This is a genomic window from Cedecea sp. NFIX57 (assembly GCF_900177785.1).
In the GTDB taxonomy this organism is placed as follows: domain Bacteria; phylum Pseudomonadota; class Gammaproteobacteria; order Enterobacterales; family Enterobacteriaceae; genus Cedecea; species Cedecea neteri_C.
The window spans coordinates 25210-35993 of the sequence record NZ_FXAS01000038.1; the positions used below are offsets into that span (position 1 = coordinate 25210).

Here is a 10784-nt window from a genome sequence, read left to right on the forward strand (position 1 = left end):
GCTGCCAACCTATTTTATAAGAAAATTAATAGCCAGCAGCAGGGGCGCGAATATTGGGCGCCGACCGGTCAACTATGTCGGGAAAGATTTTGCCTGCGGCCTTCTGCTATCAGAGCGATGATGATTTCAGTGTGAATAAACACCTCTCATGCCACTCACAACGCGGGTTGTTATGTCCCGGAGTGGTCGGTGATTGTTATGGAATGAAGCGGTTTTCTGGGTTCACGTTTTTTATCGTGTGGAGATAACGGCCCGGCCAGATCTTCGATGGATGTATCTCTGGTGCGTTGGCGATCAGCCATTCCCCTTTCGGCCACGGGCGCATCAGGGCATTCGCCAGCGTGGATGAGGCCAGTCCCGCTTCCCGCGAGAGTTTCGCCAGACTGGTGCCGCGCTTGTGCAGGGCGGCAATGATGTCGGCGGGGTGCCAGTCTTTTTTAGCCATTCCGTTTACCTCTGTTGTTGACTATGAGTCACAAATGTATGCTGACGCGCTTTTTATGTGACTTATAGTCCGTGGACCGATAATCAACGAAGATTGATGCTGGCCGTCTGGAAAAGACGGGATCAATCCAAAAGGTACCAGGTAACAGAATCAGGGTGCTACGCCGTGAGGTGGACCTGTCCCAGGAAGCTTCTACCGATAAATGCGATCTACAAGAGTGGAATTGAGCGAGGAGTGAGGAACCCTACGCTTATTGTCATTTGTGCAATTTCGGACGGTCTGGAGATGGATCTCAGCCATTTATTTATGTTTGACGATGACACAGAAAAGGACGCATATTCAACGGAATGTGACTCATAGTCCGTGGTCTGATAGACTACGTAAGTTCATTTTATCTGGGTGAAAAATACACCCCGCATTCAGGCGCTCATCTCAAAAAACTCAGACTCCAGTCAGGCCTGTCTCAGGAAGCATTTGCGGATAAGTGTGGGCTTGATCGTACGTATGTGAGCGGTATTGAGCGGGGGGTAAGAAACCCGACTCTTGAGGTGATTAGTGTTTTGGCTAAGGGATTAGAAATAGAAATCTCAGAGTTATTTTTCTTTGACCAGGAATAAAACGTATATTTGATAATTTGGAATATAATGAATAAAAAGCATATAACAATTCATCAATACCGTGAAGCGTTTAAACGGAAGCAATTAAAAGAAGCATTCGAAAAGGCTTCTGATATAAGGAAATTTGAAATTGAACTCTATTGGAAGAGAACCTCCTATTTTTGGACTCTAATATCTGTAGCGTTTGCTGGTTATTTTGCTGTCATTGGTTCTCTAAAAGAGCCATACCAATTTCTGTGTTCATGGATTATTGCTTCAATTGGGTTTGTATTTACTATTTCTTGGTTGTTTGCAAACAGAGGCAGTAAACATTGGCTTGAAAACTGGGAGAATCATATTGATTTACTCGAAGATAAAATTACTGGGCCACTTTATAAAACTGTCTTTGTCCGTTCGGGTTATGATGATTTCTTTGAAAAACACATTACAGGACCAAAGGCTCTTTCTGTGTCGAAAATAAATCAATGGGTTGCTGTCTTTGTTAGTATTACTTGGTTTCTTATGTTAGTTTTCTCAGGGGTGTTAACCTGGGAGCAATTAAGTAAGTATCATGTTAATATCTTTGTGTATATAGTTTATGTTAGCATGCCGATTCTAATAGTATTATTCATATGCTTTATTTTTAGAAAGTCAAATACTCATATGGAGGATCATCATCCATATGCCGTTAAACGAGAAACAACTATTTTGCCTGATTCCGAATTAAGCGATTAGTTTAAGGTGTTAGGTGACGTAATGGCTATTGCTGCCTCTACTTCACTACACCCCGTTTCCTTCATAATCCGCATCCTTTCCGCCTTTTCATGCTTCTCGGTCATCGCCAGCGCCAGATACAGCGCTGGCGGCACCACCCGAAACAGTGCTTCAACGCGCGGCGACAGCACCACGCCTTCCGTATACTGCCCAGGCGATTTCACCGCCGAGCGCAAGAGTTGACGTTGTTCCTCGGTCAGTGCCTTAAACCTACACACTTGTTCAATCTCCTCAGGCGGCATTACCAGTAACTCCCACCACTCGATCATATTGAGCAGTTTCTTCGCCTCGTCGGGAAAATCCGCCAGGTTCTGGGTGGCGAGCCACAGCCAGATGCCGAGCTTGCGCCACATCTTCGAGCCCTTGGTGAGAAACCGCGCCAGCAGCGGATTCACAGTAATGATATGCGCCTCATCGGTGATGTTGACGACAGGGCGGGCCAGATGCTGGTCGCGTTCACCAAGGTTGTTGATATGGTTAATCAGCGAGATATAGCTGATGGCAAGCTGCGCTTCGTAGCCTTCGCGGGCGAAGGTGGCGAGATCGACCAGAGTGATATCCGCCTCCGGCCACATCTGGCCTTCACGGTTAAACAGTTCTCCTTCAAATCCGGCGCAGAACAGGTTGATGGATTCTGCCATCTCATACGCCCGCTGGCGGCGGGCTTCCGGCAGACCAGTATCTTTTGAAAGACCAAACAGCGCGTCACGGATATCCTGGGTCAGCGTCTGGCGTTTTTCCTCGTAGCAGCTATGCGCGGCAGCGATAATCGCCTGGCGGATCATCGCCCGGTCCGGGCGGGTGAGGCGTGCATCTTCTTTCGCTTCGCCGCCAGTGATCATCAGCCGGGCGGTGATCTCCATCTCGCCCAGCACGTCACGCTGGTCGTCGCCGTCGCTCTCTTCATCTTCCGGCGGTTCGGCGTCAGTGACCGCCTGTTCCACCAGTCTCCACGCGTCACTGAACAGGGGCAGGGTGACGCCGGAACCGGGACGCAGACTGATTTTGTTCACCGTCAGGTCGTGGGCGGCGGCATAGTCCGCCATCAGGCCGAACGAGTTTCCGGCCTCAATGATAAACAGGCGCGGGTGATGCAGCGCCATCAGTTGCGCGATTTTGGCGTTGAGGGTGGCAGATTTTCCTGCTCCGGTTGGGCCGAGCAGCAGCAGGTGGCCGTTCTGGGCGCGGTCCAGCTTATTCAGCGGATCGAAGCACAGCGGCGCGCCGCCCCGGTTGAAGTAGCAAATCCCCGGATGCCCGGTGCCGGTTTCCCGTCCGTACACTGGCAGCAGCCCGGCGATATGCTGCACAACGTTGAGCCGGGTATACAGCCCACGTGGATCGCGCAGGGGATCGAAGCACATTGGCAACCAGCGCAGCCAGTGGCTTAAGGGCGCGACTTCATGCTGTTCCTGCACCGGCACCAGTCCAGCGTTGAGCAGCAGGCTGTGCAACTGGCGCTGCTGGCGAAACAGGGAATCGGTGTCGGGGGCATGCAGGTAAAACGCCAGCGTGCTGCGGTACAGTTTATGGCCGTCCTTCAGATAGCTGCGCACCTCGTGGCAGTCGCGGCGGGTGTACTCTGAATCGGTATTGTCGCCAATCGCCCGCCCGGAGAGATGGCTGATGTGTTGCTCCAGCTTGTCCTGCGGATATACCACCACGGTCAGATTCATGATGGTGCCTGCTGGCAGCAGGTCGAACAGGGCATTGATGCCGTCGCCGCGCGCGGTTTCCCCGGTCAGCAGGCCTGGCGGCGGCGCTTTGCGCAGGCGGTCGACGACCACCACTTTATGCGGGCGGTTATCCAGCCACCAGACGCCGTTTGTTGCATCCGAGCGTGGTTCGCTTGCCAGCAACCGTTCGGCGAAGTCGGTGATGACGAGCCGGGATCCAGCTTCCGGTAAATCCAGTTGTCGCCAGAAGGCTTTTTTATCTTCAACGGGCGGCGCGGGGTTAAACCAGCGCACCAGCCAGCGGTGGATGGCTTGCTCACTCTGACGGGCTGCGCTGATGCCCGCTGCTTTTAGCCCGGCGGTGAGACGCTCGCAGATATTATTCAACGTTTCTTCCGGCGACGGTTCATCCGGTGAAAGAGCGGGAGGCCAGCGGTACACCACCATCCGCGTGCGCCGCCACGTCGCCCGCCAGCGGGTACGGGTGACAGTATTATCCAGAAACAGCCCCTCATCGCGTGTAAGGGCGGCCATATGGCTTGCCATTTGCGCGAGCCATTCGCGGGTAAAAGCGGAATCACGGATTTCCGGTGCCGCGTAAGCTGCAAGAGATGCCAGCCACGCCCCGCTGTCATCCTCGTCCTGGCAGAAAAACTGCACCACCCACGGCGCACGTTCATGCTCATCGAAAGCATCCTGAAGCGCATCAGTGACGGTATCGCGGACCTGTTCCAGAAACGCCGTCGAGCGGCCTTCGGTGCCCACAGGCGTCAGTTCGAACACAGCTCCCACCGAACGGCCATCCTCCAGCAGTAGGGTCTGTGAATCCGGCAAAAACTCCACCCACGGCAGCCAGTCGACAAATGACAGGCCCTTGCGGTAGCTGGCATTTAGCGCCTGTTCGGTCAGGCCGCGCCGTTCACTCATGGTGGCGTCAGGCGTTCGCCCGGCAGCGCATACTGTGGGCGGGTATAGAAGGGGAACACGGTGTTGTAGCCGGGTATCGGCGTGTTATCGTTAAGGTGCGGGAAAACGTACAACACCATATCCGGGTTGGGCAGGCGCGGAAACTGGCTGCGGAGAGTGTCTGCTTCAGGTTGCGTTGTCGGGCCATCCGGCGGGCGGCGCAGCTGCGCGCGCGCATCCAGCAGAGCCGCATTGCCGCCGCTTTGCTGTTGCCACAGGGTGAGCATGCTGGCATCCGGGTCAACCGGCATCAGTTCCTCCTGCGAGGTGCTACACCCGGCCAGCAAAAACAAAAATATGAATGGGATGAGTATCATTCCAGACCTCCCGGTGTGCTGGCCTGCTGGTATTTCACCTGGCGGCCTTCCGGCTCATAGTCGATGGCCAACTGTTCGGTGAGATGTACCGCCACCTTGTGGCCCGGCGGCACATACACGGCGTCGAACATCTGGCCGTAGTGCTGTTTCATCCAGTCGGCGGTCTCCTTCAGCCCACCACCAATAGCCTGGCCGAGGACGTACTGGCCATTGTTGCCCGTCACCGCGCTGGTGATGCTGCCGTCCTCCACCACGGTGGTGCTTTCCCCGTTGGCGAAGGCCTGCGCCGCCGCGCCGGAACCCGACAGCAGAAACTGCGAGGTCAGGTACGCTTTCGCATTGCTTTTGCGCTCGCCGGGAATACACGGCAGCCCCTGGTTATCCGAGAGCCAGCCGATCTCCTGCTGTTTGTTGCCGGATTTGCCGCCCTGCGGGACGGTGCGGATGGTGCCGTCGTGAAACACAAAGGTCATTGAGGTGATCTGCCCGCGCACACAGGAGAGCGTCCAGTCGCCGGAGGCGATGCCGGAGACCACCGCGCCCGCCACGTCCGGCAGTTCGATGCCGTTGGCGGTGAGGTTGTCCTCGCCAATCAACAATTTGAACGGATAGGGATCGCTGACGGTCCCGTTAAGCGGCACGCGGCCAATCAGCGCCGTCATGGCAACCGAACCGGTCAGCGTGGCGTTCTGCGGCAGGGTGTAGATCTTCACATCAGGTTTCGGCGCTGGTTTGTCGGCTGCTTTCAGGGGGACGCGCAACAGCTTTTCATCCACGGGCGGAGGCGCATCCAGTGGCTCCAGCCAGCGGATATCGGATTGAACGTCGGCGGGCAGTTCACCGGGCGTCAGCCCTAAGCCCGGCGGGATATCATCCGGGCGTTTCGCCATCAGGCGGTCGAGCTTATCCAGCAGTCCTCGCTGGCTTTTCAGCAGTTCATCGCGCATCTGGTCCTGCTGCCTGCGCATGTCGTCGCGCAACGCCGATACCAGCGTTGCCTGTTGTGCTTTCAGCCGCTTTTCGCGCGCTTGCTGGTTTTCGTTATCGCTCTGGATTGCCTGGAGTTCGCGGCGGTACTGCTTCATCTGGCCGACCAGCGTGGCGACGGTATCGGCGGGTGTGTCCCCGTCGATGCCCAGTTCGCGCAGTTCCTGCGGGGTTAAGGTCGCTACGGTGCGGGCCGGGGTGGTCTCCTTCGTACCTTTTCCTGCCGGGCGCAGCAGCAGCCAGACAGTGAGAAAGACAATCACCGGGAGCAGGATTTTCAGCAGGAGACTCTGGCGCGGTATCATGGTTTCGGCTCCGGCAGCAGGGCGCGCGAAACCGGGCCTTCCGTCACCAGGTATACCACGGTGGTATCTTCTGCCAGACCACGCGGGCCGAGCCAGTCATGCTGGAAAGCGGCAGCGGTGAACTGCCCCTGAAGCTCGCGCGGATCGAGCGTGATGCGCTGTCCGCTCTGGTTTTGCAGGCGGAGGGCGGTGACGGTGGTGGCGTTGACCTGCCATGACGCCAGCGGGGTGGCGGTAACAGGCTGCTGTGGTAGTAAGGTGGTGATGCGTGTCGCCAGCCGGACGGGGGCAGGCGTGACGCCGGACAGGGCTTCGACGGTGCGCAGTGGGGCATACAGGTTCTGCGCGGCATAGCGCACCAGCAGGACGGGCAGGGACTCGGTTGATGCTGTCACCGGGACGGGTGTTTTTGCTGTGGCAGGCGTCTGCGGTGCATAGCTAATTTGCACAGGTTCAAGTGGCGAAGTGCCCTGGGTGGCCTGAATATCCAGCAGGATCAACTCACCGCTGCCGGTATCACGTAGCTGGATTCGAGTGGCCGGGAACGCTGTGTTCGCCAGCAGGAAGACCTTGCCGCCCGCGCTCTGCAGGCGCACTTTGCCTTCCAGCGTGGCGGGATAGCCGATGCGCACTGGTTTGCCCACGTCGACAATCCGCTCCTGCCCGGTATGCAGCGTGACGGGGAGGGGAATGTTTTCCCACTGCACCACTTCCGTGGCGAAGGTCGGAAAACTGAAGAGTAAAACCAGGAAGACAGATTTCATTGTTTCTCCTCCGCCACCAGACGCTGCGGTGCGGCGTCGGTACAGTCGATCGCCAGTCCAAACGGATTTTTCTCCGCATCAATGGCATAACGCACCACCTGCAACGGATAGCGCACCAGCGCCTTTTTCACCGGCTCGTTCTGGTAATACTCCTCAACCGCCACGTCGAGCGTTACACGCCAGGCGTCCCGGCTTAAGGTCTCTACGCGCGGGAAGGGGCGTTTATCACCGTCATGCACCAGGCTGCTGTAGCCGTGGCCCGGTAGTTCATACACGCCGCGCGTGCGCTCGCGCAGTTCCCCGCCGTTGCGACGCACCTGAAAATCGTGCTCCAGCCGGGTGTAACAGGCGGGCGTCAGGTAGGCGCGCAGCGAACGCAGGTTGCGGGGATAGTCTTCCTCACCGTTATCCGCCCAGCGGTTAAGCTGCTGGAAGATATAAAAGGTGAAGGCGTAGACGCTGGCAGGCGGCACTTCCCACCACGGGCGGGTGCTGCCGCTGCGCAGGTCCGGCGGAAACCAGAGGGTGAGCTTTTGCGGGGCGCTGTACCAGCCGTAGCCAACGCCCGCCAGGCAGAGGCACAGCAGAACAATCACTGTCCGCAGCGTCAGGATATGGTTATCGCGCTCGGCCAGCGCGTGGCGAAAGCGGCTCATCGCGGACTCCTGCGCACTACCCATACGGCGCTGTGCTGGACAAGCTGCGCGCCCCGGAGGTGATGGCGCTCCAGCCAGGCGAGGATGGCTTGTGGTAGCCAGGTGTCTGGCTTGCCGCGCTTGGCACGGGCCAGGATGCGTCCGCCGCCCTGAATCAACAACGCCGCGCCTGCCAGCGCCGAACCGGGAATTAATGGCCAGTAGTGGGTTATCAGGGCCAGCAGAATGCCGAACGCACAGCCGCCACCAAGACCGAGAGCCAGCGCCAGAAACAGTTCGCTGGTGGTCAGGCCGCGCCAGACGACTGGCTCGCGGTTGAGGCGGTCAGGGAGAAAGGGGATGGTCGCCATATCACAGGATGTCCGAAGCCTGGTTGAGCAGCCAGATGATAACCACCAGAAGAATGCTGCCAACGCCCGCCATTGAGCCCAGATCTTTCCACTGCTTGCGCCCGCTCTGGATCTCCGAATAGGTGGCAATGCAGTTGTTTGCCACCACCAAAAAACCGACGGCGCAGATCGCCAGCGCCAGCAGCACCACGATGTCAAAGCCGTAGTTTTGCAGCGTCTCCATAATGCCTTTGCCCTGGCCGCGCGACGGATCTTCCATCGTCGGCAGATCGGCGAAGGCATTAAATGCGGTGAGTAAAAGCAGCAGCCAGTGCATGGAATCTCCTTAACTCAATACCAACCAGAAACTGACCAGCACCAGTAACAGTGAACGGGCGGCCACCACGCCAAAACTCTGCCAGCTCAGGCGCTGGCGGCAGACGCCCTGCCAGGCGACCAGTAGCGTCCAGGCACACCATAGCAGCATGACGCTGGTAAACAGGCCGAGCACCAGCAGGCTGACGGTCTCAGGTTTGCTCTGACTGGCGGCCAGGAAAGCGGCAAGTTGCGAGTCAGTCATCAGGGTTGTCCCGCTGGTAGCTGGCACTCAGAGGCTGGACGGCGCGCGGCTGCGCTCTTGCCGGGGTCAGGTAGCGGCGGATGCCCTGCTCAACGGTGGTGATATCCTGCTGCGCCTGTAAGTAGTCGAAGAAGTAGCGTGACTGTGGATCTGTGCTGGCGCTGGTCTGGGCGCGTTCCAGCGAGGTTTTTACGCCTTCGAGTTGTTTCAGCGCGAGGGCGAGCTGGGCGGATTCCGGGGAGGCCCAGGCCTGCGGCACTATGGGCAAAACCAGTAACAGGAATATTGAGCTATGGCGCATGGCTGTCTTCTCCGGAAGCGTGTTCAGGGAAGGGTAGATGAGAGGTGGGAGAAGGAGCAGCGAAGAATTGTTTATACCGAGTAAAATTTTCAGAAGTGGCCAATATACCCTGTGATGTGTACAGGCTCAGGCTTCATTTGGCTGTGTTGTGTGTCAACACAGGGACAAACCTGACCGTCAGCAATGAGCGAGGAGCGGACGTTCAAAACGTCGATAAAAAATTGTGACGAGAAAAATAGGGCAGGATCGTCTACCGGGGTGTGGTCAATCCATTACCAACTTACGGTTGTATCTAATACTGGGGGCAGGTCACATCAGCGATCTGACCGAACAGACAATGTCAGAGGATTACGTTTGTACACCAACCGATATTGAGATCTTCCCGCTGATCAGCGCTAGGTCGCAGACCACCAGGTGTAACTGCGCCTGCGCCAACGTCCGCGTCAGCATATTAATGGAAGGCTGCATTTCAGAGGCGGAGTGCAGCCAGCAAAGGGTTTAACAGGGATGCAGGCGACAGCGGCTGAAATGCGTACAAAAGGGGCTAAAGGTCACTCTGCTCTACTGCGCGCCGGATGATCTGGTCTCGATGAGCAGCAGGGCGTTCTTATTTTCAGCCAGGAGATCACAGATTCTGATCGCCACATCGCGTACGGTCTGGTCATGATGGCTGGCATGAAGGGGATCTGTTGGAGATCCGCAATAAACAGCAGGGTGCTATTGACGGCATCCGTCAATGTGGTCTCATTTTCTTTGAGAACGGGCTCAGCTCTGTCTTTCACTTGATCCGGAGCCCGGTCGTATGTACGTTGACTTCAACATACACTTTTCTAAGTAATCGGCTCAAGTTAGTGCTGCAGCTAATCATTCATTTTATAATTTAATTTAAACTTAAAACCGTGTGGAGAAACAATCATTCCACTATAATCATTTTCAAATGAAATCCATGAGCGATCGTTATGCCGTCGGTCAAAATTTTTCTTTGTAACACTTAGCTCATTAATTAATACAGATGCCTTGGTACTATTTGAGGTTAACCCTTCAATAAGGGGAAAGATTTTATTATCTATTTGGGCGCTGAACTTTATATTCGAAACCCCTCCTTCAACTGGGTTCCTGAAATTATGACTAAACACAATTATTTCTCGCTCAAAGGATTTTAGTTCTTGAGTTGCCTGTGCAGACAATTCAAAATCGTTACCTTTAATATAATTTGACAACTCGTTCGCAGAATTATTTGCACCTGCGAGATACAATTGTTTAATCACCGACCCACGAATGATGGCTTTAGCCAGTTCCTCGGGGGCAACCTCAGAAATAATCTCGTTAAATTCATTCCAGTCTGGATCTCGGAAATGTATTAATGCACTTTCAGGATTGTCAAACTGAGGAATAAATATCCCACCAACCAACCCAATCTTTATTGGACCAGTAGGATTTTTTGTCAAATTTTCCTTCTGTTCTATGCCCTTTGTTATAGCCTTGTACAAATCCTTTATCTTATTTTGTGTTCCTTTGCATTCAAGAGCAATAACCCTTCCAAAATTATCCAAACCAATATAATCAGGTGTTTTACCTTTACCGTTTTTAGATTTCTTTAAAAGAAGGTGAGTAAGGTTTAATGTTTCCAACACGTAAATTGCATCAATGAACCCCTGAAAACTTAATGTATTGATTAATGTATACGTGGTTGAACCGACCCCTATTTCATCACTTAAAATGGTTTTTTGATGGGGATCTATGTCTTTCCATTCTTTACGAAGTCGCAAGTCAGATGAGGTTTTCGAAAAGGCAGGGAAGTATCTTAGCCATGCCCAGAAATCAGACAAATGAAAGCCAGTAAGTTTGGGGGGGCGAGTCCATAGAGCGGTGTGAATTAGCATGCAGTTCACATCAATTTTGTTAACAGTAAGTAACGGGTTATAGTACTGTACTTGACTTTTGGGAAACGAAGAAGAATCAATAGTTACTGTGATATCTTTTTTCATTGAACTGAATCGCCACAGGTTTAACAGACACCTCAGAGTCATTTAAGATGACTTAAAGAGAGGTGCCCATGAGCGGTAAGCGTTATCCTGAAGAGTTTAA

At 54.7% G+C, this 10784-nt stretch carries 12 protein-coding genes and 1 pseudogene; 2 read left to right on the forward strand and 11 right to left on the reverse strand.

All coding sequences use genetic code 11. From position 1 onward, the window contains the following. Positions 1 to 170 precede the first annotated feature (170 nt). Positions 171 to 445: pseudogene (locus B9Y90_RS22365) on the reverse strand (helix-turn-helix domain-containing protein). A 395-nt stretch (positions 446 to 840) separates the two neighbouring features. On the opposite strand from B9Y90_RS22365, the gene B9Y90_RS22375 reads away from it, so the two are divergent. Continuing rightward, positions 841 to 1062: a helix-turn-helix domain-containing protein gene (locus B9Y90_RS22375; protein WP_085542653.1), complete on the forward strand. Its 222-nt coding sequence runs from the start codon at positions 841 to 843 to the stop codon at positions 1060 to 1062. A 27-nt stretch (positions 1063 to 1089) separates the two neighbouring features. Continuing rightward, the gene (locus tag B9Y90_RS22380; protein ID WP_085542654.1) at positions 1090 to 1776 is read left to right on the forward strand and encodes a RipA family octameric membrane protein; all 687 of its coding nucleotides are present in this window, start codon (positions 1090 to 1092) and stop codon (positions 1774 to 1776) included. On the opposite strand, the gene B9Y90_RS22385 is transcribed toward B9Y90_RS22380, so the two are convergent. The 10 genes from B9Y90_RS22385 to B9Y90_RS22430 form a co-directional block, all read right to left on the reverse strand. After that, positions 1773 to 4418: a conjugative transfer ATPase gene (locus B9Y90_RS22385; RefSeq protein ID WP_085542655.1), complete on the reverse strand. Its 2646-nt coding sequence runs from the start codon at positions 4416 to 4418 to the stop codon at positions 1773 to 1775. The genes B9Y90_RS22380 and B9Y90_RS22385 overlap by 4 nt on opposite strands. Beyond that, positions 4415 to 4774 (reverse strand): TIGR03751 family conjugal transfer lipoprotein, encoded by a 360-nt coding sequence (locus B9Y90_RS22390; protein ID WP_085542656.1) that lies wholly within the window; start codon positions 4772 to 4774, stop codon positions 4415 to 4417. The genes B9Y90_RS22385 and B9Y90_RS22390 overlap by 4 nt, the downstream gene beginning before the upstream one ends. Then, entirely contained in the window at positions 4771 to 6066 is a 1296-nt protein-coding gene (locus B9Y90_RS22395) for a TIGR03752 family integrating conjugative element protein (protein ID WP_085542657.1), read from the reverse strand. The genes B9Y90_RS22390 and B9Y90_RS22395 overlap by 4 nt, the downstream gene beginning before the upstream one ends. Further along, positions 6063 to 6830, reverse strand: a complete 768-nt coding sequence (locus tag B9Y90_RS22400) for a TIGR03749 family integrating conjugative element protein (RefSeq protein WP_085542658.1) — start codon at positions 6828 to 6830, stop codon at positions 6063 to 6065. The genes B9Y90_RS22395 and B9Y90_RS22400 overlap by 4 nt, the downstream gene beginning before the upstream one ends. Continuing rightward, positions 6827 to 7486: a PFL_4703 family integrating conjugative element protein gene (locus tag B9Y90_RS22405; RefSeq protein WP_085542659.1), complete on the reverse strand. Its 660-nt coding sequence runs from the start codon at positions 7484 to 7486 to the stop codon at positions 6827 to 6829. The genes B9Y90_RS22400 and B9Y90_RS22405 overlap by 4 nt, the downstream gene beginning before the upstream one ends. Next, the gene (locus B9Y90_RS22410; RefSeq protein ID WP_254902735.1) at positions 7483 to 7899 is read right to left on the reverse strand and encodes a TIGR03750 family conjugal transfer protein; all 417 of its coding nucleotides are present in this window, start codon (positions 7897 to 7899) and stop codon (positions 7483 to 7485) included. The genes B9Y90_RS22405 and B9Y90_RS22410 overlap by 4 nt, the downstream gene beginning before the upstream one ends. Next, positions 7838 to 8152 (reverse strand): TIGR03745 family integrating conjugative element membrane protein, encoded by a 315-nt coding sequence (locus B9Y90_RS22415; protein WP_085542661.1) that lies wholly within the window; start codon positions 8150 to 8152, stop codon positions 7838 to 7840. Before B9Y90_RS22415 ends, B9Y90_RS22410 begins: the two co-directional genes overlap by 62 nt. Positions 8153 to 8161: 9 nt before the next feature. Beyond that, positions 8162 to 8395 carry a TIGR03758 family integrating conjugative element protein gene (locus B9Y90_RS22420; protein WP_085542662.1) on the reverse strand — a complete coding sequence of 78 codons (234 nt, stop codon included), beginning with the start codon at positions 8393 to 8395 and terminating at the stop codon, positions 8162 to 8164. Beyond that, positions 8388 to 8696, reverse strand: a complete 309-nt coding sequence (locus B9Y90_RS22425) for an integrative conjugative element protein, RAQPRD family (RefSeq protein WP_085542663.1) — start codon at positions 8694 to 8696, stop codon at positions 8388 to 8390. Before B9Y90_RS22425 ends, B9Y90_RS22420 begins: the two co-directional genes overlap by 8 nt. A gap of 860 nt (positions 8697 to 9556) precedes the next feature. Then, on the reverse strand, positions 9557 to 10684 hold the full coding sequence (locus tag B9Y90_RS22430; RefSeq protein ID WP_085542664.1) for a hypothetical protein: 1128 nt from the start codon (positions 10682 to 10684) through the stop codon (positions 9557 to 9559). Between the last annotated feature and the right edge of the window lie 100 nt (positions 10685 to 10784).